Origin of the sequence: Jeotgalibacillus proteolyticus, assembly GCF_050107735.1 — a bacterium.
Lineage (GTDB): Bacteria > Bacillota > Bacilli > Bacillales > Jeotgalibacillaceae > Jeotgalibacillus > Jeotgalibacillus proteolyticus_A.
Genome location: NZ_JBNILO010000002.1, coordinates 329,857 through 353,164 on the forward strand (window position 1 = coordinate 329,857; position 23,308 = coordinate 353,164).

27 protein-coding genes are annotated in these 23,308 nt (G+C 40.0%); 20 read left to right on the forward strand and 7 right to left on the reverse strand.

Annotated elements, in window-relative coordinates; all coding sequences use genetic code 11:
- The first annotated feature begins 1 nt into the window (after window position 1).
- The 4 genes from ACQCT8_RS04430 (at window position 2) to ACQCT8_RS04445 (ending at window position 3,217) form a co-directional block, all read left to right on the forward strand.
- A complete protein-coding gene (locus tag ACQCT8_RS04430) occupies window positions 2-922 on the forward strand; it encodes an alpha/beta fold hydrolase (protein WP_426868801.1) in 921 nt (306 codons plus the stop codon).
- A gap of 60 nt (window positions 923-982) precedes the next feature.
- The gene (gene miaA / locus ACQCT8_RS04435) at window positions 983-1,909 is read left to right on the forward strand and encodes a tRNA (adenosine(37)-N6)-dimethylallyltransferase MiaA (protein ID WP_426868803.1); all 927 of its coding nucleotides are present in this window, start codon (window positions 983-985) and stop codon (window positions 1,907-1,909) included.
- A 49-nt stretch (window positions 1,910-1,958) separates the two neighbouring features.
- Window positions 1,959-2,195 (forward strand): RNA chaperone Hfq, encoded by a 237-nt coding sequence (hfq, locus tag ACQCT8_RS04440; RefSeq protein WP_041057638.1) that lies wholly within the window; start codon window positions 1,959-1,961, stop codon window positions 2,193-2,195.
- 92 nt (window positions 2,196-2,287) lie between these two features.
- The gene (locus ACQCT8_RS04445; protein ID WP_426868806.1) at window positions 2,288-3,217 is read left to right on the forward strand and encodes an AAA family ATPase; all 930 of its coding nucleotides are present in this window, start codon (window positions 2,288-2,290) and stop codon (window positions 3,215-3,217) included.
- A 60-nt stretch (window positions 3,218-3,277) separates the two neighbouring features.
- Here ACQCT8_RS04445 and ACQCT8_RS04450 read toward each other — a convergent pair whose 3' ends face one another.
- Window positions 3,278-3,892, reverse strand: coding sequence for a trimeric intracellular cation channel family protein (locus ACQCT8_RS04450; RefSeq protein ID WP_426868807.1), 615 nt, complete (start codon window positions 3,890-3,892; stop codon window positions 3,278-3,280).
- A 218-nt stretch (window positions 3,893-4,110) separates the two neighbouring features.
- On the opposite strand from ACQCT8_RS04450, the gene hflX reads away from it, so the two are divergent.
- The 5 genes from hflX (at window position 4,111) to glnA (ending at window position 8,984) form a co-directional block, all read left to right on the forward strand.
- Window positions 4,111-5,379: a GTPase HflX gene (gene hflX / locus ACQCT8_RS04455; protein WP_426868809.1), complete on the forward strand. Its 1,269-nt coding sequence runs from the start codon at window positions 4,111-4,113 to the stop codon at window positions 5,377-5,379.
- 36 nt (window positions 5,380-5,415) lie between these two features.
- Window positions 5,416-6,690: an aminotransferase class I/II-fold pyridoxal phosphate-dependent enzyme gene (locus tag ACQCT8_RS04460; RefSeq protein ID WP_426868811.1), complete on the forward strand. Its 1,275-nt coding sequence runs from the start codon at window positions 5,416-5,418 to the stop codon at window positions 6,688-6,690.
- 111 nt (window positions 6,691-6,801) lie between these two features.
- Window positions 6,802-6,924 carry a hypothetical protein gene (locus ACQCT8_RS04465; protein WP_426868813.1) on the forward strand — a complete coding sequence of 41 codons (123 nt, stop codon included), beginning with the start codon at window positions 6,802-6,804 and terminating at the stop codon, window positions 6,922-6,924.
- A gap of 292 nt (window positions 6,925-7,216) precedes the next feature.
- A complete protein-coding gene (locus ACQCT8_RS04470; RefSeq protein ID WP_426868815.1) occupies window positions 7,217-7,612 on the forward strand; it encodes a MerR family transcriptional regulator in 396 nt (131 codons plus the stop codon).
- A 37-nt stretch (window positions 7,613-7,649) separates the two neighbouring features.
- Entirely contained in the window at window positions 7,650-8,984 is a 1,335-nt protein-coding gene (gene glnA / locus ACQCT8_RS04475) for a type I glutamate--ammonia ligase (protein WP_426868817.1), read from the forward strand.
- Window positions 8,985-9,135: 151 nt separating this feature from the next.
- On the opposite strand, the gene ACQCT8_RS04480 is transcribed toward glnA, so the two are convergent.
- From ACQCT8_RS04480 to lexA, 3 genes are all read right to left on the reverse strand, one after another.
- Window positions 9,136-9,258 (reverse strand): hypothetical protein, encoded by a 123-nt coding sequence (locus tag ACQCT8_RS04480; RefSeq protein WP_426868819.1) that lies wholly within the window; start codon window positions 9,256-9,258, stop codon window positions 9,136-9,138.
- A gap of 79 nt (window positions 9,259-9,337) precedes the next feature.
- Window positions 9,338-9,958, reverse strand: a complete 621-nt coding sequence (locus ACQCT8_RS04485) for a 3'-5' exonuclease (protein WP_426868821.1) — start codon at window positions 9,956-9,958, stop codon at window positions 9,338-9,340.
- Window positions 9,959-10,068: 110 nt separating this feature from the next.
- Entirely contained in the window at window positions 10,069-10,689 is a 621-nt protein-coding gene (gene lexA, locus ACQCT8_RS04490) for a transcriptional repressor LexA (RefSeq protein ID WP_426868823.1), read from the reverse strand.
- Between the two features lie 162 nt (window positions 10,690-10,851).
- On the opposite strand from lexA, the gene yneA reads away from it, so the two are divergent.
- The 5 genes from yneA (at window position 10,852) to ACQCT8_RS04515 (ending at window position 14,854) form a co-directional block, all read left to right on the forward strand.
- On the forward strand, window positions 10,852-11,178 hold the full coding sequence (yneA, locus tag ACQCT8_RS04495) for a cell division suppressor protein YneA (protein ID WP_426868825.1): 327 nt from the start codon (window positions 10,852-10,854) through the stop codon (window positions 11,176-11,178).
- A gap of 29 nt (window positions 11,179-11,207) precedes the next feature.
- A complete protein-coding gene (locus tag ACQCT8_RS04500) occupies window positions 11,208-11,861 on the forward strand; it encodes a YneB family resolvase-like protein (RefSeq protein WP_426868827.1) in 654 nt (217 codons plus the stop codon).
- 84 nt (window positions 11,862-11,945) lie between these two features.
- A complete protein-coding gene (locus ACQCT8_RS04505; protein ID WP_426868829.1) occupies window positions 11,946-12,179 on the forward strand; it encodes a DUF896 domain-containing protein in 234 nt (77 codons plus the stop codon).
- A 276-nt stretch (window positions 12,180-12,455) separates the two neighbouring features.
- The gene (gene tkt, locus ACQCT8_RS04510) at window positions 12,456-14,462 is read left to right on the forward strand and encodes a transketolase (RefSeq protein ID WP_426868831.1); all 2,007 of its coding nucleotides are present in this window, start codon (window positions 12,456-12,458) and stop codon (window positions 14,460-14,462) included.
- Window positions 14,463-14,632: 170 nt separating this feature from the next.
- Window positions 14,633-14,854: a YneF family protein gene (locus ACQCT8_RS04515; protein WP_041057670.1), complete on the forward strand. Its 222-nt coding sequence runs from the start codon at window positions 14,633-14,635 to the stop codon at window positions 14,852-14,854.
- 129 nt (window positions 14,855-14,983) lie between these two features.
- On the opposite strand, the gene ACQCT8_RS04520 is transcribed toward ACQCT8_RS04515, so the two are convergent.
- Entirely contained in the window at window positions 14,984-15,178 is a 195-nt protein-coding gene (locus tag ACQCT8_RS04520; RefSeq protein ID WP_426868833.1) for a Spo0E family sporulation regulatory protein-aspartic acid phosphatase, read from the reverse strand.
- A gap of 322 nt (window positions 15,179-15,500) precedes the next feature.
- Between ACQCT8_RS04520 and ACQCT8_RS04525 the strand changes: the two genes are divergently transcribed.
- The 3 genes from ACQCT8_RS04525 (at window position 15,501) to ACQCT8_RS04535 (ending at window position 17,275) form a co-directional block, all read left to right on the forward strand.
- Window positions 15,501-16,208: a cytochrome c biogenesis CcdA family protein gene (locus tag ACQCT8_RS04525; protein ID WP_426868835.1), complete on the forward strand. Its 708-nt coding sequence runs from the start codon at window positions 15,501-15,503 to the stop codon at window positions 16,206-16,208.
- 82 nt (window positions 16,209-16,290) lie between these two features.
- On the forward strand, window positions 16,291-16,656 hold the full coding sequence (locus ACQCT8_RS04530; RefSeq protein ID WP_426868837.1) for a response regulator: 366 nt from the start codon (window positions 16,291-16,293) through the stop codon (window positions 16,654-16,656).
- Window positions 16,657-16,792: 136 nt separating this feature from the next.
- A complete protein-coding gene (locus ACQCT8_RS04535) occupies window positions 16,793-17,275 on the forward strand; it encodes a CcdC family protein (RefSeq protein ID WP_426868839.1) in 483 nt (160 codons plus the stop codon).
- A 56-nt stretch (window positions 17,276-17,331) separates the two neighbouring features.
- Here the strand turns inward: ACQCT8_RS04535 and ACQCT8_RS04540 are convergent, their stop codons facing one another.
- Entirely contained in the window at window positions 17,332-17,760 is a 429-nt protein-coding gene (locus ACQCT8_RS04540) for a DUF2621 family protein (protein WP_426868840.1), read from the reverse strand.
- A 154-nt stretch (window positions 17,761-17,914) separates the two neighbouring features.
- Window positions 17,915-18,064, reverse strand: a complete 150-nt coding sequence (locus tag ACQCT8_RS04545) for a hypothetical protein (protein WP_278239110.1) — start codon at window positions 18,062-18,064, stop codon at window positions 17,915-17,917.
- A 231-nt stretch (window positions 18,065-18,295) separates the two neighbouring features.
- Here ACQCT8_RS04545 and ACQCT8_RS04550 point away from each other — a divergent pair, with 231 nt between their 5' ends.
- The 3 genes from ACQCT8_RS04550 to ACQCT8_RS04560 all read left to right on the forward strand — a co-directional run bounded on the left by ACQCT8_RS04550 (window position 18,296) and on the right by ACQCT8_RS04560 (window position 23,259).
- Complete coding sequence (locus ACQCT8_RS04550; RefSeq protein WP_426868842.1) at window positions 18,296-19,438, forward strand: exonuclease SbcCD subunit D; 1,143 nt, start codon at window positions 18,296-18,298, stop codon at window positions 19,436-19,438.
- A complete protein-coding gene (locus ACQCT8_RS04555; protein ID WP_426868844.1) occupies window positions 19,435-22,566 on the forward strand; it encodes an SbcC/MukB-like Walker B domain-containing protein in 3,132 nt (1,043 codons plus the stop codon). Before ACQCT8_RS04550 ends, ACQCT8_RS04555 begins: the two co-directional genes overlap by 4 nt.
- Window positions 22,567-22,668: 102 nt before the next feature.
- The gene (locus ACQCT8_RS04560; RefSeq protein ID WP_426868846.1) at window positions 22,669-23,259 is read left to right on the forward strand and encodes an SCO family protein; all 591 of its coding nucleotides are present in this window, start codon (window positions 22,669-22,671) and stop codon (window positions 23,257-23,259) included.
- The last annotated feature ends 49 nt before the right edge of the window (window positions 23,260-23,308 follow it).

The window sequence follows — 23,308 nt, forward strand, 5'->3', positions numbered from 1 at the left end:
GTTGGAAGGGTCTTACTTTCGAACATCTGATGGTATTGAAGTGTATTTGAAAAAGTGGCTGTCTGATTCTGAGCAGGTTAAGGGCGTTGTTCAGCTGGTACACGGCATGGTGGAGCATATTTCCCGATATGATGAATTTGCCGGGTATCTGAATGAAAACGGCTATCATGTAATCGGCCATGATCAAAGAGGCCACGGCAAAACGGCTTCCCGAAACGGAAAATTGGGGTATCTGGGAGACGGCGACGGATTTTTAAGGCTTGTCCACGATGTAAAAGATGTGAATGCATGGATCAATCAGGAATTTTCTCTTCCGGTATTTATTATTGGGCATAGCATGGGGTCATTTGTTGTAAGAAGAAGCATTCAGCTCTTTCCATCTTTAACCAAAGGTGTTGTTTTAATTGGTACCGCAGGACCAAGCGGAGTAATGGGGGAAGTGGGAAAAGGGATTGCAGCAGCTGCCTCTTTCCTAACTTCTCCAGCATCCCCTGGAAATATATTGACTAAGTTAACATTTGGTTCATATAATAACCGTTTTAGTCCGTGCAAAACAGATCTTGATTGGCTGAGCCGGGATCATACGGAAGTGGAGCGATACCAGGAAGACCCGCTCTGCGGATTCACCTGCTCTCATAAATTTTACGTCGACTTATTCAACGGATTAACCTTGATTCACCGGAAAAGTGAGCTTAAGAAAATGTCACCCTCTGTTCGGGTTTTTTTAATCAGCGGTTCAGTCGATCCGGTAGGGAATGATGGCAAAGGAGTTTTTTCAGTTGCCAGACAGCTCCAAAAAACAGGTGTTGAAGACGTTGAAGTAAAGTTGTACGATGAAGGAAGACATGAATTATTAAAAGAAACAAATCGCAGGGTGATATTTCAAGATATATTAACCAAAATAGAGAGCTGGAGAGACTAAAGTGATTTTTGCATCACGTTTACGGTATCACAGCATTTATAAGTGAAAGATGGGTAGCGGATGGATAAGAATCTCAATGTAATTGCAATTGTTGGACCTACCGCAGTGGGGAAAACAGAGCTGAGCATAGCAGCAGCTAAAGAATTCGACGGGGAAATCATCAATGGTGACTCAATGCAGATTTATAAAAGATTATCAATCGGAACTGCTAAAATCACCAAGGAGGAAATGCAGGACATTCCGCACCATTTACTGGATTTCAAAGAGCCTGACGAAGCCTTTTCAGCTGCTGAATTTCAGCGGCTGGTCAGGCAAAAAATAAACGAGATCTCTTCAAGAGGCAAACGTCCTGTTATCGTAGGGGGGACTGGGCTGTACATTCAGTCCGTTTTATTTGATTATCACTTTTCAAGTGAAGGAAAGAACATAGAAATCAGAAACAAGCTGGAAAAGGATGCTTCTGAAAATGGAATTTTAACTTTATATGAAAAGTTAAAGAAGCTGGACCCTGCATCTGCTGAAGACATTCATCCAAATAATGAGCGCAGAGTCATAAGAGCGCTCGAGATCATTTATACAACAGGAAAAACGCCTGCTGAATGGAAGGCAGATCAAAAAGTGGAGCCTCTTTATAATCACACGATAATTGGCTTGACGATGGAAAGAGAACGGTTATATGAGCGGATCAATGACCGGGTTGACAAGATGTTGACAGCGGGGCTGGTTGAAGAAGTTAAAGAATTGCACCAGGCTGGAATTCGCGGCGTCCAATCTGTTCAGGCAATTGGCTATAAAGAATTGTACAGATACCTGGATGGAGAAATAACCTTAGAGCAGGCAGTCGATCTTTTAAAGCAGAATTCGAGAAGATATGCCAAAAGGCAGCTCACCTGGTTTCGTAATAAAATGGATATCGACTGGTTCGACCTAACGGAACAGGCTGATGAAAAAAAAGAGAAGATTCTGCGGTTTTTAGCAGGAAAATAGGCGTACATAGAGAATACTAGATACTAGAGACCAGTGGAGGAGGCTTTTGATGAAACAGGCCATAAATATTCAGGATCAAATCCTTAATCAGCTACGAAAAGACGCTGCTTTTGTAACCGTATTTCTTTTAAACGGATTTCAAATTCGCGGCCAGGTAAAAGCATTTGATAATTTTACCGTCCTGCTAGAATCTGATGGAAAACAGCAGCTCGTTTATAAGCATGCAATTTCTACATTTGTTCCTTCCAAGTCAGTTAAAATTCAAACTGCAGAAGCAGAAAAGTAAGTGTTCCTAAAGGAGCACTTTTTTCTTTGCTCTTTTTTAAAGAGTTCATACATATAGTGAAGGAGAATGGGTTAAAGAGTGGGGTGAACAGAGTGACCCGCCAGATCAGCAGTGAAAGAAAAAATCAAATAAAATTGATTATTCAGTCAGAAGCTGAAAGGACGATCGAAAAAACGGTTGACCCTCCACTTCATCCTATCTGGGCAAATATAGAAAAAGAATTTTCCCAGCTTGTCGGTTTGGAGGAAGTAAAGGAAATGATTAAGCATATCGTAGCATGGAGCATTGTCAACCAGAAAAGAAAGGAACTGGGACTGAAATCTGACCATCATGCCCTTCATATGCTGTTCAGGGGAAATCCGGGAACTGGGAAAACCACAGTCGCAAGAATCATGGCTAAGCAGCTTTGTGAACTGAATATATTATCTAAAGGTCACTTGATTGAAGTGGAACGAGCGGATCTAGTAGGGGAATACATCGGCCATACCGCCAATAAAACAAGGGAATTAGTAAAAAAATCAATGGGAGGCATTCTGTTTGTAGATGAAGCTTATTCATTGGCGAGAGGCGGGGAGAAAGATTTTGGGCGGGAAGCTATTGATACACTTGTCAAGCATATGGAAGATAAAAAAGATGATTTTATCCTTATCCTGGCCGGGTATGGGGCAGAAATGGACAATTTTCTCAGATTAAATCCCGGTTTGCGGGGAAGATTTCCACATGTAGTTACATTCCCAGATTATACAGTAGATGAACTAATGGAGATCGCAAAGAAATTTTGCAGAGAAAAGGAATTTGTTTTAACAGCAGCAGCAGCGGACCGTGTTGCTGTGTATATAAAGAAAACATCATCAAGTCATCAAACTGCTGCCAAAGATAATGGGAGATTTATAAGAAATACCATTGAATCCATTATCCGGGCACAAGCAGTCAGACTTTTAAAAAATCAGAGCTTTACCAGACAGGACTTAATGATGGTGACAGAAAAGGATGTCATGATCGCTTTAAAAGAAAAGGAATAAACAAACCTGCACATCAGCATGTGCAGGTTTCAGCTCGTTGGCACTTATTGCAATTTCTATTTAATGATCACCTATGGGGTGCAGTTTTCTAAAAGGAAGCCTCCAGTTGTAAAGGTAAGAGAACACTCTTAATGAAGTCGTAGCAGCGAAAAGAGCATACAAATGCCAGGGATCAGTCGCGATGCCGAGTCCGACAACTCCTCCCGCCAAAATCGCCCATACGGCATATATTTCAGATCTTAGGACAAGCGGCTTTCTTCCTGCCAGCAGGTCCCTGACTATGCCGCCTCCACTTCCTGTTAAAACAGCGGCTACAATCACAGCGCTTAAAGGATGTCCCATATCTACAGCATAAAGGGCTCCTTGAATAGCGAAAGCAGAAAGTCCCATCGCATCAAAGAAGTTCCCCCATCGTCTCCAATGTCTTAGCAAATTATTCGGGAATAGAAAAACAGCCGTAATGGACAGCAGGGCTATTTGAAAGAACATCCCCTGTTCCCATAAAGCAGAGACAGGCACTCCAATAAGCAAATTCCGGATAGCCCCTCCCCCAAAAGCAGTCACGATTCCTAATATATATACTCCCAAAATATCATATTCTTCTTCCATAGCAATGATTGCACCAGAAATTGCAAATGCTACAGTTCCGATTATACTCAATACTTCCCAGGTCATAGCTGTCACCCGGCCTTTCTAATACAAATAAAACCTTAACGATTGTATCATGTTCAATCAGAAATGAAACGTTTTTTCTTTTATTAATTTGGGAATTATTAAAAGATAGGATAAGGATAGGAAAAACGCAACAGGCACTCACCCTATCGCTTGAAAAAAGAGCAGACTGCCATACTTATGGTAAGATAAATAAGATTGAGATGAAAGCGGGGATGCAATTGACAGATCAAAACTTCATTAAAGAAAGAGCAATATTAGTTGGGGTACAGATTAATCAAAGTGACAACCATATTCAACAGTCCTTGCAGGAATTACAAGCACTGACTGAAACAGCAAAAGGCGAAGTGGTTTCCGTTCTGACCCAGAACAGGGACCGGATTCATTCAGGTACTTACATAGGTAAGGGAAAGGTAGAAGAACTTCAGGCGTTAGAAGAAGAGTTAGAGCCTGATGTCATTATCTTTAATAGTGAACTTTCCCCCAGCCAAAATCGAAACTTGTCCAAAGTGCTAAGTGCCAGAATTATTGATAGAACTCAACTTATTTTAGATATTTTTGCCCAAAGAGCAAGATCAAGAGAAGGGAAACTTCAAGTTCAACTGGCGCAGCTTGAGTATATGCTGCCGAGGCTCGGAGGCCAAGGCATTGAACTCTCCAGACTTGGTGGAGGAATTGGTACCAGAGGACCTGGAGAAACAAAACTGGAGACGGACCGCAGACATATTCGAAACGAAATTGCAGAAGTGAAACGACAATTAAATCAAGTAGTTAAACACCGTGAACAGTACAGGGAACGCAGGAGAAAAAACAACGTATTTCAGATTGCTCTGGTGGGATACACCAATGCTGGCAAATCCACACTGTTCAACCGTCTTGCTGAAGCGGATTCTTTTGAAGAAAATCAGCTTTTTGCGACACTCGATCCGATGACACGCAAGCTGCTGCTGCCGAGCGGCTATTCAGTTCTCATGACCGACACAGTTGGATTTATTCAGGATTTACCGACTACACTGATTGCTTCTTTTCGATCTACACTTGAGGAAGTAAATGAAGCTGACATGCTGCTTCATGTAGTGGATGCTTCCCATCCGGACTATGTTGAGCATGAAAAAACAGTTCATAAGCTTTTTAAAGACCTGAAAATGGATCACATTCCAACTATGACGGTTTATAATAAAAAAGATGAAGTCTGGAATCAATTTGCGGCTTCTCCAAATCAAAACTGGATGCTGATTTCGGCTTTAAACCCCAACGATATCGAACAGCTTAAAGGAAAAATGGAAGAAGCAATGATTGATTTAATGGTCCCTTTTGAAACGGTTCTGTCATCAAATGAAGGGGGCCTACTGGCAAAATTCAAACGGGAAGCCGTTATAAAAGAACTGACCTTTGAGGAAGAAAAAGAAGAATACAAACTGACAGGATTTATTCCTAAACATTCACCTATAGAAGGCCTATTAAAAGAGCACAATTTGAGAGATCGTTGAGTAAACGAACCAACAGTTAAAATAGAGGAGTACGAAATGACATCTTATTTAAAAAATCAACGGGTATTAGACCCTCTTATTAAAAGATCAGAACAGAAGATTGCAGCGATTCACAGGCAGCTGGAAAGCACAGCAGAAGAAAATCAATATCGAGTACTGGCTGCCTTCAAGGAATTTCAAATAAGCGACAGTCATTTTACCCCTTCAACCGGGTATGGATATGATGATCAGGGAAGAGAGCGCCTTGAACAGGTGTATGCGAAAGTGTTTGGAGCTGAGGCTGGTTTAGTAAGACCTCAGATTATATCAGGTACCCACGCTATTTCTATTGCCCTGTTCGGTGTTTTGCGGCCTGGTGATGAACTCCTTTATATTACGGGAAAACCTTACGATACCCTTGAAGAAATTGTAGGGTTAAGAGGCAGCGGGAACGGCTCGTTAAAGGAATTTAATATTGGATACAAGCATGTGGATTTAAAAGAAGACGGCTCTATCCATTTGGATAAAATTCTTGAAGCGATTAATCCTGCAACAAAAATGATTGGGATTCAGCGTTCAAAGGGCTATGCGATGCGCCCTTCCTTCCATATAAAAGAGATCAAATGGATGATTGAAGAAATAAAAAGCCATTACCCTTCAATCATCATTTTTGTTGATAACTGCTATGGAGAATTTGTGGAAGAGCTTGAACCTGCTCATGTCGGCGCAGACCTTATGGCGGGATCATTAATTAAAAATCCCGGTGGAGGAATAGCCAAAACAGGCGGATACATCGTTGGACGAGAAGATCTTGTTAAAAAATGCTCCTACCGAATGACTTCACCCGGTATTGGTGCAGAAGCGGGAGCCAGTTTGTATTCCTTGCAGGAGATGTATCAGGGCTTCTTCCTGGCGCCGCACGTCGTTTCGCAAGCGCTCAAAGGCGCTGTCTTCACTTCAGCTTTGCTGGAAGAGGCTGGAATGAAAACACTCCCTCACTGGTCTGAGCCAAGAACTGATTTAATACAGGCAGTGGAATTTGGAGACAGGGACAGTATGATCGCATTTTGTCAATCAATTCAAGCGGCTTCACCCATTAATGCACATTTCACCCCTTATCCAAGCTACATGCCCGGTTATTCAGATGATGTCATAATGGCTGCCGGGACGTTCATTCAGGGAGCCAGCATCGAGTTATCTGCAGACGGGCCTTTAAGACCACCTTATGCTGCGTATATTCAAGGCGGCCTAACGTATGAACATGTAAAAATCGCCATATCTTCTGCTTTAGATGACAGCTATGAAAAAGGTATAATTAAACTCAGTTCTTAATATTATTCAGCCGGATATTTATCTTTAACAAACTGAGCTAAAAGATCAACTTTCCCTATGATATGTTTCGGTTCATTTAGAAATAGTAAGAGTATTAGGAGTCCAAAGCCCATGAACAACAGAGTGAGGAAGCAGGACCATTACCAAACTTTTAAAATGAGCCAGTATCTATCATTGTTAATGGAGAGTGAAACAGAAGACGGGCGACTCCCTGCAGGAATGACGGGGGCTTGAGACTTTACAGGGCAACGTCCAGATAAGGCTCAAGCCCCCGTCCCTGCATAAACATCCGCCTGAGGTACAGTGAACCGACCGTAGAGCTTAAGACACTTTTGTCCCAAACTCTTCTTTAAATTAAAAATAATAATTAATCACTTTAATGCATAAAAAAAGAAAAGTGGGGAATGTAAGAAGTGTTCTTAAAAAAAGTGAATTTTGATGTAAGAAAACCTAACATGTTATTGACACCTTTTATTCCATGCGATAAGATTGACTTGTCGATAGGGAAACGAAAGGGGATTAACTAATGGGAGGCAGTGAAATTCGACGGACGATGCCATTATTTCCAATTGGCATTGTGATGCAGTTAGCGGACTTATCAGCTCGCCAGATTCGTTACTACGAAGAGCACGAGCTCATTGCGCCCGCTCGAACAGAAGGTAATCGCCGATTATTTTCGCTAAACGACATTGATAGACTTTTAGAAATAAAAGATCTGTTAGAACAAGGCATTAATATGGCAGGAATTAAGAAAATTCTTGCTGTAAGTCAAAAGGATTCAGCTGAAAGGGATACCGTAGCGAAAAAACCGGAACTGACTGATGATGAATTGAGAACATTACTAAAAAAAGAAATGCTCAGTCCAGGAAAAATCAGCCGTTCAAGTCTTCGTGCAGGCGATCTGTCACGCTTTTTCCGATAGCTATACCCATTACATAAAAACAGGAGGAATTTAACCAATGAGTAAATTTTCACGTGAAGACATTCTTCGATTAGCGAAAGAACAAAACGTAAATTTTATCCGCCTTCAATTTACTGACATCCTCGGTACAATTAAAAATGTTGAAATTCCTGTAAGCCAGCTCGAAAAAGCGTTAGACAATAAAATGATGTTTGATGGTTCATCAATTGAAGGATTTGTTCGTATTGAAGAGTCTGATATGAATCTTTATCCTGACCTTGATACATGGGTTGTATTTCCATGGACAGCGGGTGACGGCAAGGTTGCACGTCTGATCTGTGACATTTACAATCCCGATGGAACTCCGTTTGAAGGAGATCCGCGTAACAACCTGAAGCGCGTCCTTAAGGAAATGGAAGAGCTTGGCTTCACTGATTTTAACCTGGGACCTGAGCCTGAATTCTTCCTTTTCAAACTTGATGTAAACGGCAATCCTACATTAGAACTGAATGATAAAGGCGGATATTTTGACCTTGCACCTACTGACCTTGGGGAAAACTGCCGCCGTGATATCGTAATTGAGCTTGAAGCAATGGGCTATGAAATTGAAGCTTCTCACCATGAAGTAGCTCCAGGACAGCACGAAATCGACTTTAAATATGCAGATGCCATCTCTGCGTGCGATGATATTCAAACGTTTAAATTAGTTGTTAAAACAATCGCCAGAAAGCATGGTCTGCATGCAACGTTTATGCCAAAGCCATTGTTTGGAGTAAACGGATCAGGAATGCACTGTAATATGTCATTGTTCAAAGAAGGCGTAAATTCTTTCTTTGATGAAAATGGAGCGCTTCAGCTAAGTGATACAGCCCGTCAATTTATGGCTGGAACTCTTAAGCACGCATCCGCGTTCACAGCAGTAACGAATCCTACAGTCAATTCATACAAGCGTCTCGTACCAGGCTACGAAGCACCTTGTTATATTGCGTGGTCTGCCCGCAACCGCAGCCCGTTAATCCGGATCCCTGCATCCCGTGGATTAAGCACACGTGTTGAAGTACGGTCAGTTGACCCGGCAGCAAATCCTTATCTTGCTATGGCTGTTTTATTGAGCGCCGGTCTTGACGGCATCAAAAACCAGCTTACACCACCAAATGCGATTGACCGAAACATCTATGTCATGGACAAAGATGAGAGAGAAGAAGCGGGAATCAAAGACCTTCCGGGTACACTATTCGCTGCTTTGGAAGAACTTAAAAAAGATGAAGTTATCATTAAAGCTCTTGGCGGACACATCTTCGAACATTTCGTAGAAGCGAAAGAGATCGAATGGGATATGTTCCGTACGCAAGTACACCCATGGGAGCGCGAGCAGTATTTAGAAATGTATTAATTTCACTTAAAAGCCCCTTTAAGCTTAGCTTAAAGGGGTTTTACTTATGTGTAGTTTATCGAAGTTCATTTTGTTCCTTAAAAATCCCCTTTCCGACACTGAGGTCACAAAGAGGATTCCATAGGGTGGTTCATTAAATTAAATCAATTGGTCAGGCTTTATTCCTGAATTTTGGGCGGGAAGTTTTGGCTTTGCTTTTCAGATCTTTTTTGCGCTCCTGACTGACAGCGTCCTCTGCAAACTTACGTCGTGCTTCTGCGAAAAGCGTACGCATAAGAAATCCTCCTCATATCACCCTATGGTAATTGTTTACACGTAAAATGGATAAAATAAACTAATAATTTAAAAATCGTTTATCTGTAAAATGACGAGCGCTTAGTTGATACTTTCTTTCTGGCTCCGGATGCTGCTCTGTAACCCCCTGGATAGATCCTTCCTGAAGTTACGCCCATTTTTTCATGAAGATCTTCGATCGTAGTAATTTCCTCACGGTTTCCTATTTCTAAGACTATTTTAGCAGAAGCACGTGCATCATCGAGTGCCTGGTGATGCTTAAGGGGAATATTAAGCATGTCTGCAATAGAAGACAGCCTGTAGCTTTGAAGAGAAGGATATGCTTTTTTAGCAAGTATATAAGAGCATCCATAGTCAATAGTTGGATAGCTGCAGTACATAGCGTCCAAGCTTGCCCGAAGAACACCCATATCAAAGCTGGCATTGTGCGCAATAACCACTTTGTTTTCAAGCTGCTCCTTGAGAGCTGGCCAATATTCTGAGAAAGTAGGAGCTGATTGAACATCTTTTTCATATATACCGTGAATGCTGCAATTGATTGGATCAAATCTCTGCATAGGATTAATAAGAGAATAATATTCATTTGTAATAATGCCGTTCGTAACTTCCACCACACCCACAGAACATACGCTGCTGCGGCTTCGGTTGGCAGTTTCAAAATCTAACGCTGTAAAATTCACCGCTTAAAACCTCCGTAAATAGATATATGTAGAAATTAAAGCATAGATAAAGGACAAGCTTCATAAGTTTAAAAAAGAAAAAAACCGGAAGCTTACCCGGTTTTGGAATATTAATGAACCTGTCTATATACTCCGATTACTTTTCCTAAAATACTGACTGAATTTAATATGATCGGAGCCATTGAAGAATTTTCCGGCTGAAGGCGGACGTGACTCTGTTCTTTAAAGAACCGTTTCACGGTAGCTTCTTCTTCATCAGTCATTGCCACAACAATTTCGCCATTGTTTGCTGATTGCTGCTGTTTGACAATAACGTAATCACCATTCAATATACCTGCTTCTATCATGGAGTCCCCCATGATTTCAAGCATAAAAACCGCTTCTTCATTTGCAGCAAGCCGCTCTGGCAGCGGAAAGTATTCTTCGACATTTTCAATTGCCGTAATGGGCGAACCGGCAGTTACTTTACCGACGAGAGGAACATTAACCACGCGCTGCGTTGGAATTGTATCTTCATCTAAATTCATTATCTCAATTGCTCTAGGTTTTGTAGGATCTCTTCTAATCAGGCCTTTATTTTCCAGGCGGGCAAGATGGCCGTGAACGGTTGAACTTGATGCAAGTCCAACTGCCAGTCCGATTTCACGGACGGAGGGTGGATATCCTTTGTCTTTAACTTCTCTTTTAATAAAATCGAGTATGTCCAATTGTCTTTTTGATAGTTTTTTCATACAGCCGTCCCTCTTTTCATTATCCAATTCTTACCTATATTATATCATGAATTTTATAAAAATACAAACATAAGTTCGAATTTTTAACTTGACCCGTACAAATGTTCGGTTTATACTAAAAGCAACAAATACGAACAAATATTCGGTCTGGGAGGCAGAACAATGTCGAAACTGATAGAAAAATATTCTTTTGTTATTTTATTTATTGTTATAACCTTTATTTTTGGGCTTTACCTAACATTTTCAGCTGCAGATGATCAGGGCAGCAGCCTGGTTGAAATTAAAGTACAGCAGGGGGATACACTGTGGGAGCTTTCACAGGAATATGGGAAAAGTCTTTCATTATCAGAAAAGGAATTCATTGAATGGGTGACTTCAGAAAATAAACTTTCTTCACATACTATAAAAGAAGGGGACACACTTGTGCTTCCTGTACAATCTGAAGATTATTATACTGAAGATGATATTCAACTTGCATCAGAGGATTAATAACTTGGTGTATAAAAGGAGATTTACTAATGAAAGTCATTGTGTACTGCCGTGTGAGCACTGAAAAAGAATCACAGGAGACCTCATTGAACCGCCAGGAAGAAGAACTGGCATCGCTCGCTCTTAGGAACGGATTTGAGATAATTGAAACCATTAAGGAACAGGCAAGCGGCTACGATCTTGAAAGAGATGGAGTATTCTATTTATTAGAATTAATTAAACAGCAGAATATTACCGGTCTTCTTATCCAGGATGAAACCCGAATTGGAAGAGGGAATGCAAAAATTGCTCTTATCCATACCTTAATAAAAGAAGGGGTTACCATTTATTCTGTCAGTCATGATGGAGAGCTTCAGCTGTCTGAGTCAGATACGATGATTTTGCAAATTGTCAGTATGGTCGAGGAACATCAGAGAAAGCTTCATAATCTTAAAATTAAAAGAGGGATGAAGCGGGCAGTTGAAAAAGGGTTTCGTCCGGAAAAAAATCTGAAAAATCGCGGAAACAAAGATGGCCGGGATAAGATACCGGTTCCTATAGAAGAAATTGTCCGTTTAAGGAAAAACGGACTTACTTTTCATGATATAGCTGCAACATTGAGAGGGCTTGGCCATGATGTTTCAAAAGCAACTGTGCATCGAAGATACAGAGAGCTGATTTCATTAAAAGAAGCGGAAGAATAGAAACTAAAACGTGGTTCTTGATAATCCTTTCAGTTTTATGTAAGATTGAAATAATTTGATCTACAGAGCGAAAGGATGGCAGTAATGTTACCTAAAGAAAAGTTAGACCGTATAAATTTTTTATCGAATAAAGCAAAAAAGGATTCCTTGTCTGAGAAAGAAGCAGCTGAACAAAAGGAATTGCGTCAAGAATATCTGAAAGCTTTCAGAGGAACAATGAAAGAGACAATTGAAAATGTTAAGGTAATCGATCCTGAAGGAAAAGACGTAACTCCTCAAAAAGTAAAAGATTTAAAGAATAGAAAAAAATTGCACTAAACATGGATTTTTGGACTAGTGATGCAAAATACATGATGATTGTCAAAAGACTTACAGCGGGATTAGACCGGCTGTGGTCTTTTTTTGCTTTTTTATTCTTAAATTTTCGTTCAGTCTCTAAATCTTACCCTCCATCTACTCTGTTTGGCGTGTTTTGGGCAGAATCATACCATAGTAACCTGCTTTTTTAAAAATTGAATGGGAAGATGTTTGTACATCTGCATGATTTTGCGTACAATAGAGATCATATATGAAGAAATGAAAGGGATGTTGTTGATGTTTACTAAAATGGATGATTTAGCAATTAATACAATTCGTACAATTTCTATTGATGCGATTGATCAGGCAAATTCCGGTCACCCAGGTTTGCCTATGGGAGCTGCACCTTTTGCATACACTCTATGGACTCGATTCATGAACCATAATCCAAAAAACCCAGACTGGTTTAACAGGGACCGCTTTGTTCTTTCTGCCGGTCATGGTTCCATGCTTTTATACAGCCTGCTTCACCTTTCAGGCTACGATCTTCCAATGGAAGAAATTAAAAACTTCCGCCAGTGGGGATCAAAAACACCTGGACACCCTGAATATAAACACACCAAAGGGGTAGAAGCGACAACTGGACCCTTAGGACAAGGTTTAGGAATGGCTGTAGGGATGGCAATGGCTGAAAAACATCTTGCCGGGAAATTTAATAAAGAGGACCATAATGTAGTCGACCATTATACATATGCTTTATGTGGTGATGGAGATTTAATGGAAGGCATTTCTTCTGAGTCTGCTTCTTTAGCAGGTCATCTTAAACTTGACAAGCTTGTTGTACTGTATGATTCCAATGATATTTCACTTGATGGAGATCTTGATCGTTCTTTCTCTGAAAGTGTTAAAAAACGCTTTGAATCCTACAATTGGCAGTATATCCGAGTAGACGATGGAAATGACATCGGCAACGTGGCTGATGCGATTGAACAAGCAAAAGCTGATTCTTCACGTCCTACGATGATCGAGATTAAGACTGTAATTGGTTTTGGATCTCCAAATAGAGCGGGATCATCAAAAGTTCACGGTGCTCCGCTTGGTACGGACGAGACAGCATTGGTTAAAAAAGCGTATGAATGGCTTTATGAAGAGGCATTCCATGTGCCAAATGAAGTATATGAGCGTTTTGACGAGCTGGTAGGTCAAAATGGCGAAAAAGCAGAAAAAGAATGGAATGAACGTTTCGCCGCATACAAACAGGCTTACCCTGAACTAGCTAAAGAATTAAGTGACGCATTGGACGGAAAGCTTCCAGAGGGCTGGGAGGATTCGCTTCCTGTCTTTGAAGAAGGAAAAAGTATCGCCAGCCGTGCTTCATCGGGTGAAACAGTAAATGCTCTTGCTAAATCTCTTCCAACATTGTTTGGAGGATCAGCAGACCTTGCAGGTTCAAATAATACGATGATGAAAGAAGAAAAAGATTTTACAGCTGAAACACCAGATGGACGTAATATCTGGTTTGGTGTTCGGGAATTTGCCATGGGAGCAGCTTTAAATGGCATGGCTCTGCACGGAGGTCTGCATGTTTATGGAGGAACGTTCTTCGTATTCAGTGATTATGTAAGACCGGCAATTCGCTTGTCTGCTTTGATGGGTGTGCCAGTAACGTACGTTTTCACACATGACAGCATTGCAGTCGGTGAAGATGGTCCGACTCACGAACCGGTAGAACAGCTGCCATCGCTTCGTGCAATGCCGAATCTATCGGTAGTGCGACCGGCAGATGGAAATGAAACCGCAGCAGCTTGGAGGTTGTCAATTGAAGCAACTGACCACCCAACTGTTCTTGTTTTAACTCGTCAAAATCTAAAGACCTTGCCTGCTACAGCAGATAAAGCATATGAAGGCGTGAAAAAAGGTGCCTATGTAGTATCAGCAGCTCAGAAAGAAACAGCAGACGCGCTGCTATTAGCTTCAGGTTCTGAAGTAACATTAGCTTACGAAGCACAACAGGCTCTTCAAAAAGAAAACATTGATGTAACAGTCGTTTCAATGCCATCGTGGGATCGATTCGAAAAGCAATCAAAAGAATATAAAGAGTCTGTACTGCCGAAAAACGTGAAAAAACGCCTTGGAATTGAAATGGCTGCACCACTGGGCTGGGAACGATACACCGGGGATGAAGGAGATGTGTTAGGAATCTCTACATTTGGTGCATCAGCACCAGGAGCAACCGTTTTAAAAGAGTATGGTTTCAGCGTTGAAAACGTGGTTGCAAGAGTTAAGTCACTGCTTGAATCCTAAGAAAAAATGCTGGAGACAAATGTCTTCAGCTTTTTCTATCTACTTGTAAAATAAAGAGGAATGGAAAAGAAATTAGGTTCAATATATCTAGGAAGTAGAAAGAAATCATTGTATAATCGACTATGATCTTGTACACTTTTATAGAGAGAACTGATAGGAGGAAATGAAAGATGGAATTATGGCTTGCGATTGTTTTAATTGTCGTGGCTTTGCTAGCAGGTGTTGCGCTTGGATTCTTCATCGCACGTAAGTATATGATGACGTATCTTAAGAAAAATCCGCCAATCAATGAGCAAATGCTTCGAATGATGATGATGCAGATGGGACAAAAACCATCGCAAAAGAAAATTAATCAAATGATGAGTGCGATGAATAAGCAGCAGTCTAAATAAGAGGAAAGCACTTCCAATGAGGAAGTGCTTTTTTAGAAGACATATGTTAACATAATAAAATTATGAATACTAAATTAAAAAACAATCAGCGAAGAAATTTCACTGATTGTTTTTTGTTCGAATTTAATTTCAAGCCTGAGCAAGCGATCCAGGAGAATGGTGAACGTTTTCTGTAAACAAGCGATCGTAATGGTTAAGTAAATCATCGAGTTCCTGAGAATATTGAACTGCTAATGAGGAGTTAAGACCTTCTTTGGCCACTGCATTGATCAGTACTTGTCTTTTCTTTTCAATTTGATTGAGCAGTCGGTACTGGTCAGCCATATAGGTTGTCCTTTCGATGAGTTTCCTATTTCTAACCCATACATTTTTTGTAATTGCTGTAACTTGTAGTCTATTATACAAAAGTTATGCCCATAATTCAAAGTAAATATACTGCAAAGCATTATTTTATATTTATTTATGATAAAAATATTATTTTTTTAACTATTCACCGCTCTTTTTCAGGATAAGGGCCTTAAGGATGGAATGTTCTTTAAACGAGATGTCACAAAAAGTTTGGAACTCCCTTTGTACTAATGGAGAGTAAGGAGTGATAAACTGATTAAGACGCATTACTTATGAAAAAGCAACAGGGGGTTTTTGTTTGACTGATTTAAATATATTCATTGCATTTGCAGCAGGATTTCTAAGTTTTATTTCGCCTTGCGTGCTGCCTTTATATCCAGCATTTTTATCTTACATAACGGGAATGTCTGTTCGGGAGTTATCAGAGGAAAATGGGATGATGCAAAAACGGAGCATGCTGCATACGTTATTTTTCCTTTTAGGGTTTTCTCTTGTGTTTATAGCCATCGGATTTACCTCATCCTGGTTTTATGAATTTTTTATAATTTATAAGGATCCAATCCGGCAAATAGGCTCTATATTAATAGTCTTTTTTGGATTGATGATTGTCGGGTTGATCACTCCGCAATTTATGATGAAAGAAAGAAGATTTGAATTTAAAAACAGGCCGGCCGGATATTTAGGCTCCTCGTTAATCGGTTTGGCATTTGCAGCAGGATGGACTCCATGCAGCGGTCCTATATTAGCGGCAGTTACAGCATTAGCTGCTACACACCCTGAATCAGCAATGATATATATGATGGCTTACTTCTTAGGGTTTGCTCTTCCTTTTTTCCTTCTTTCCTTCTTTCTTGGAAAAATGCAATGGATTAAGCGGAATAGCAGTAAAATTACAATTGTCGGTGGATGGGTGATGATTGTAATGGGGATTGTCCTGTTCTTTGACGGATTGACATATATTATTACGCTGCTATCTCCGTTTTTTGGTGGTTTTGAAGGTTTCTAGTATAATATACACTCTTAATGCTTGCAGGACTTTAGTATCAGGAGTATAGTAATGGTATACTCCATATATAAGGGTGAGGCAGATGGGAAATGTGTTAATCGTTGATGACGCTAAATTTATGAGAATGACGTTAAGTAATATGCTCAGCCAATCAAATTATAACGTAATAGGGGAAGCCGAAAACGGTGAGGAAGCAATTGCTCAATACCGATCGCTGCGCCCGGATCTTGTTACAATGGATATAACCATGCCGGTCATGGATGGTTTAACAGCAGCGAAGAAAATTTTATCAGAGTTTCCGGAGGCAAAAGTGGTTATGTGTTCAGCGATGGGCCAGCAGAAGATGGTCATTGAGGCCATTGAAGCCGGAGCAAAAGATTTTATTGTGAAACCTTTTGATGGCAGCAGAGTCATTGATTCCTTAAACAGAGTAATGAAATCTTCCTGAAGACTTCAATGAGCTGAGAAATGAACGGATGGAAGCGAACCGATTCTATAAGAATCGGTTTTATTTTTAAATGATTTTTACAAAAGTCATCATCTCTTATATAATAAGTGTATTAAGGTAAAAAGGTGGAGTCTGCATGCCTGTATTTTGGTCAACCGTTGCTGCCGTTCTGATGGGCTCACTCGTCCTGATGGTACGAATGAAAGCAGCGAAACGCCCTGTGTCAGCAAAAAAGATTATTTTGCCTCCAATATTTATGAGTACGGGTGCATTAATGTTTCTGTTTCCTTTTTTTCGCTTGACACCCATTGAATTTATTGAGGCTTTACTTGTCGGGATGATTTTTTCCATTGTCCTTATTAAAACCTCTAAGTTTGAGGTACAGGAAAAAGGGATTTTCTTAAAGCCTTCAAAAGCCTTTCCCTTTATTCTTATTGGCCTGTTGATTCTTAGAGTAATCCTGAAAGTTTTACTTAGTTCAACGATCGATCTTGGCGCTTTAAGCGGAATGTTTTGGGTATTGGCTTTTGGGATGATCGTACCCTGGAGAGTTGCGATGTATTTTCAGTATCGAAAGCTGACCGGGTCAGCAGCAAAAGAAGCTTCTCAATTCGCATAAAAAAACAATCTCACTGTGAGATTGTTTTTTTATGGCAAATGTACATGGTATTGCTTTTAAGCAAATAAATCCTCGTATGAATGCAAATCAATATTCATGTCAGACATTTTTTTGCGAAGAAACTTATGATCACGTTTAGGAGTAGCGATAATATAGCCTCGTATCACAAGGTCAAGATCAATTTTTTTTGCTTTTTCCTCTATAGCAAGTTCACCTATTTTTCCTGCTATTTTTTGTTTAGCTACATCCCTGAATAATTCCGGCACGGGGCTGACTAAATCCTCAAGCAGAGCAAGTTCATTTCTGCCCCACAAGTGAATGGTTTCTTTTACATAATGCTCTTCCCAATCCAAATCGGATTTACCATCCTGTTTAGGCATTCTTTTGAGAAATTTCCTAAACATAAAAAATCCGCCTATCGCAAATAAACTGATGAGAACAACAATCCAGAACAATATAAACCATAAAAACCATCCGTCAAGCATCATGCTTCACCTCAATATAAGATCCATTACATCTTATTATAAGGGACAATAAAGCTGACATCAACATTGATTGGCTGAGGAAAATAAGGAAGGACACAGATTCTTTGTCTGAGTCCTCTTTAATCTGCAGCTGACTTACCATTTACAGCAGGATTTATTTAATTTGTCTGTAACCGAGGGAAACGAGCTGATGTAAATTCTCGCGACGAATGTTATAAAAGTTTTGGTCGTCCGCCGTCACCGTGACATAATCATCCACCTTTTGTTCCATTTCTTTAATAAAATCATTTTCAACTTTACGCATGCAGCGTCCCTCCTTTCAAGTGTAATGTAATATTATCAGAATATTATAAATAATACATCCGCCTAAAGTATGAATTTTTATGCGGACAAGCTTATAAAAATATAGATATTGAAGTGTGCATTTAATTAATATTATCCCTATTGAACCTATCCATCTTAAAAAGAGGAATTAGTAGGAAAGAATTGAATTTGCTATAATGGAAGTTATGACTAAGAAATGAGGCGTTCATAAATGAAATTTATTCATACAGCTGATTGGCATTTAGGCAAACTCGTTCATGGCGTTTACATGACAGAGGATCAAAAACATGTTTTGGAAGATCTTATACAGCTTATACAAAAAGAAAAACCTGATGCTTTAGTGATTGCGGGAGATTTATACGATCGATCCGTTCCACCGACTGAAGCCGTTAAGTTGCTTAATGATACTCTTTATACGATAAATGTGGAGCTTGGTGTACCCATTATTGCAATTTCAGGAAATCACGATAGTGGTGACAGGCTGTCATTTGGATCGAGCTGGTACCGGCACTCCAAACTATTTATGAAAGGTAAATGGGAGAAAGCCTCTCAGGCAATTGAAATTAAAGGTGTTCATTTTCATTTGGTTCCATTTACAGAGCCGGGTCCCATTCGTGAAATGTATGAAAATTCTTCTATTACATCGCATCATGAGGCAATGAAAGTCATAGTGGATGATATTCATAAACATATAGATTCAACCGTTCCAAATGTTTTCGTTGGACATGCTTTTGTGCTGGGAGGAAAAACAACCGATTCAGAAAGAACTTTATCTGTAGGCGGATCAGGATGTGTAGGAAGCGAGCTTTTCGAATCCTTCGATTATACTGCGCTTGGCCATCTGCACAGTCCTGATGCAATTCGGCACGACTCTATACATTATGCCGGGTCATTGATGAAGTACTCGTTTTCTGAAGCCAGACAAAGAAAAGCAGTGAAAATAGTTGAGATAAATGATAGCGAAGTATCTGTAAAAGAGGAAATATTGAAGCCTAAAAAAGATATGAGAGAGATCGAAGGCTATTTATCCCATTTGTTGGATGCGGAATTCTATCAAACTCAAAAACGTGATGATTATTTAAAGGTTACGCTGCACGACGAAGGCGGTTTAATCGACCCGATGAATCAGCTTAAGCAGGTCTATCCAAATATCCTTCATCTTGAGCGCAAAGCAGCCATGCGAGACAAATCGAATGTCAGACAAATTTCCATGATTCAATCAAGGAAAGAAGAGGGCATTGAACTGTTTAAACGTTTTTATGACGATATGACTACGTCTCAATGGTCCATTGATAAACAGGACAAAGCGGCGTCCATTATGGACGAAGTCAAGAGTAAGGAGGCCGCCCGATGAAACCCGTTAAACTATCCATGCAGGCGTTTGGTCCTTATGCAAAAGTAGAGACAGTTGACTTTAACGAACTGGCTAACCGAACAATGTTTTTGATTTCTGGTAAAACTGGATCAGGTAAAACCACTATTTTCGATGGAATTGCTTTTGCAATTTATGGGAAAACGAGCGGCGAAGAAAGAAGTGGAACAGATTTACGGAGTCAATTTGCAGAAGACTCTCTTTTAACAGAAGTCACGCTTTGGTTTGAATTAAAAAATAAAATGTATAAAATCATCCGTTCACCTCAACAGGATCGAAAAAAAGCCAGAGGGGATGGATTCACAACTATCAACAGCAAAGCAGAATTATATGTGTATGAAAATAATGCAGAAAAACTTCTTGCAGGAAATGTCAGGGAAGCAGATGAAAAAATCAAAGAAATTATGCAGCTTGATTTTGGTCAATTTAAGCAAATTCTTATGATTCCCCAAGGAGAGTTCAGGAAATTACTTGTATCAGACAGCAAAGATAAAGAAAGGATCTTGCAAAGGCTGTTTCACACTGAGATTTATACGGCATTTCAGGAAAAGTTAAAAGCCGAAGCCGGAGAATTGCGCGTCAAAGTGAGCCAGTCGGTCCAGGAAAGATTAAAATATTTTGGCGAACTCGATCCACTTGATGAGCCCGAATTAAAAGAGCTTCTTTTAAATGAACCAATCCCTGAACAACAGGTTATCAAACTAGCAAGGAACTTAGTAGCAACTCAGAAAACGGAAAAAGAAATCTTGGAAAAGTCGATAATTAATCATAAGAAAAACAGAGATTCTCTTTTACAGGAAAAACAAGCTGCCATTTATCTGCTAGACGCTTTTAATCAATATGAAGAAATGCAGCGAAAACAAAGAACGCTCATTGAGCAAAAGGAAGACATGAATGACAAAAGAGAGAAGCTTACGAGGGCAAAAAAAGCTGAAATAATCTGGCCGCTGTTTGTCGATTTAAAAGAAAAGAGAAACGCAATTGCGCAGCGCGAGCAAAGCATCTCCTCCTATAAGGAATCTTTAGCTCTTTCTGAAGAAAATTTAAGAAAGCAATTAATGAAGCTTGAAGAAATTCAGGCGAAAAAAGATGAAAATGACCATGAAAAGCAGCAGCTACGGAAAATCAAGGAGCTAGGAGAGAAAATTAAAGAACGTTCTTTCATCAAAACATCTCTAGACAAGCTGAAAGAGGAAGGGGTCAAGCAAAAAATAGAGCTTGAAAATCTTATTCAATCAGCTGAAGAGTTTGAAGCAAAGAAAAAATGGACGGATGAACGCCTGCAGCTAATGGGTCGGGAAAGAGTGAAAGCATCTGAGGAAAAACAGCTTCTTCAGCAGCTTCAATATTCACTTCATCATACGAAAAGAGCCTTAAAGCTGAGCGATCTTTTCAATCAGCTTGAAAAAAAGGGTCATGAGCTGAAAACGGCTCAGGAAAAGATAAAACAGGATTTGGAAATCAAGATTCAAAAAAAGAAAGAGATCAGCGAACTATTTTATTCTTCTCAGGCTTTCCATTTAGCAAAGCACCTGGAAAACGGCACTCCTTGTCCTGTCTGCGGATCAGAGCATCATCCCCACCCTATAAAAGAAGAGCAAGAACAAGTATCAGAAAACGATCTCGCATACTGGGAAGAAGAATTACAGAAGGTCCTGGCGGAAAAAGAACGCGGTGAAATTGAAATCGAACAAATGACGAAAAGAATGGCTGAAGTAAATGACGAAAAAAAAGAGCTGCTTTACGAGCTGAAAGAGATGAAGATTGGCGTAGAATGGTCTTCGCTGCTTGAACTTTCCACCTGGTTGAACGACAGCATACGAACGTCAGAAAACCGAATTCAGGAAATAGAAGCAAAACAAAAATCTGAGCAGTCGCTTGAAGAAGAAAAAGCGAAATTAATTGTGAATCTTGAACAAATTAATAACAAGATTACAGCAATGAAAGAAAGTATCCAGGAGAAACGGGATAAATGGAGTGAAATGCAGGGTGACTTTAAACGGCTGAACCAGGATATTCCTGAAGAATACCTGGATGAGTCCCGCTACTTAAAGAAAATAGAGCATCTTAGCACTTCAATTACATTGTTCGAGCAGCGTCTGGTACAAGCCGAAACCGCTACTTCCCAATTAAAAGAAAACTGTCAAACGTATTTGAATCGAAAAAATCAGTCAGAAGAGGAACTTCAAAAGGAAACGGAAAGAGTGCGAGCTGCCAGAGAAAAATGGGAGATGCGATTAACAGAGACGCCTTTCAGAGATGAAAAAGAAGCAGAAGATTGTTTGATGAACAATAAGTCTATGACCGATTTGGAAAACGAGCTCAATACGTTTGAAAAAGACCTGTATTTTACCGAACAGCAGCTAAGCATTCGTAAAAAGGAACTGGAAAATAAGGAGAAACCGGCTTTAGAGAGACTTGATAATAAAATACACCAAGTTGACCAGGAAATAGAGATGGCTGAAAAAGAACAAAAAGATAAGTCATTTTATATTGAACGTCACGAAAAGATTTTAAAGCAGATAAATGAAAATAAAAAAGAGACCGCTCAGATGGAAAAAGAGTATGAGCTGGTTGGACATTTATCCGATATGGCTAATGGGAAAAATCATCTGCGCATAACGTTTGAACGCTACGTGCTTGCTTTTTACTTAGAAGATATCTTGTCAGTTGCCAATGAAAGACTAAGCCGAATGACTTCTGGAAGATATCAGCTGCTGCGTAAAGAAGACAGGTCAAAAGGCAACGCGCAAGGGGGCCTTGAACTGCTGGTTTTTGATCAATACACAGGTCAGCAAAGGCATGTTAAGACTCTTTCGGGAGGAGAAGCATTTAAAGCATCACTGTCACTGGCATTGGGCCTTGCAGACGTTGTACAAGCGCATGCCGGAGGGGTATCGCTTGAAACAATGTTTATAGACGAAGGTTTTGGCACACTGGATCCTGAGTCACTTGACCAGGCGATTGAATCGTTAATGGATATCCAAAGCAGCGGCAGGCTGGTGGGGATTATTTCTCATGTTCCGGAACTAAAAGAGAGAATTGAAGCGAGACTTGAAGTAGAACAGACAAAGACCGGGAGTACCACCCGCTTTGTTTTCACTTCATGATCTGTCACAAAATCTACAACTGCTCTTAGTGGTTAGTCGTTGTGTGGCTTATAGTATTTCTGTAGGATTAAATAAGGCATAAACGGCTGACTTTATGGAAGGATGGTTATAGTGAAAAATAAGAGTTGGATCATTGGAACATTATTAATGAGTATCCTCTTGAGCGCTTGTTCGGGAGGGTTTGAAGGAAATATGGAAAGAGATTTAGGTGAGTTTTCCTATCAAAATCAACAAAACGAAACTGTCGAATTAAGCGATGTGGAGGGAACACCCACCCTGGTAAATTTCATTTTTACGAATTGTGACACGGTGTGTCCGCCTATGACCTTTAATATGACTGAAATTCAGCAGGCTATTGAGGCTGAAGGGATAGAGGACTACCGCATTCTGTCTTTCAGCGTGGACCCTGAAAATGACTCACCTGAAGCACTGCAGGAGTTTATGTCCTCATATTCTCTAAATGAACGTAAATGGGATTTCCTTACTGGCTATACTCAGGAAGAAATTATTGATTTTGCTATGGAATCATTTCAGGCTATAGTCGCTGATGATCCTGAATCAGACCAGGTAATACATGGCACCAGCTTTTATCTAGTGGATAAAGAAGGAACTGTGGTGAAAAACTATGATGGTATAAGTGATGTGCCCATTGATGAAATCGTGTCAGATTTAAAAGCTGTTGGAGATGAGTAGTACATTCGTCCTTGTCATTTTTTGTCGAAAGGGCTACAATAATTTTAAA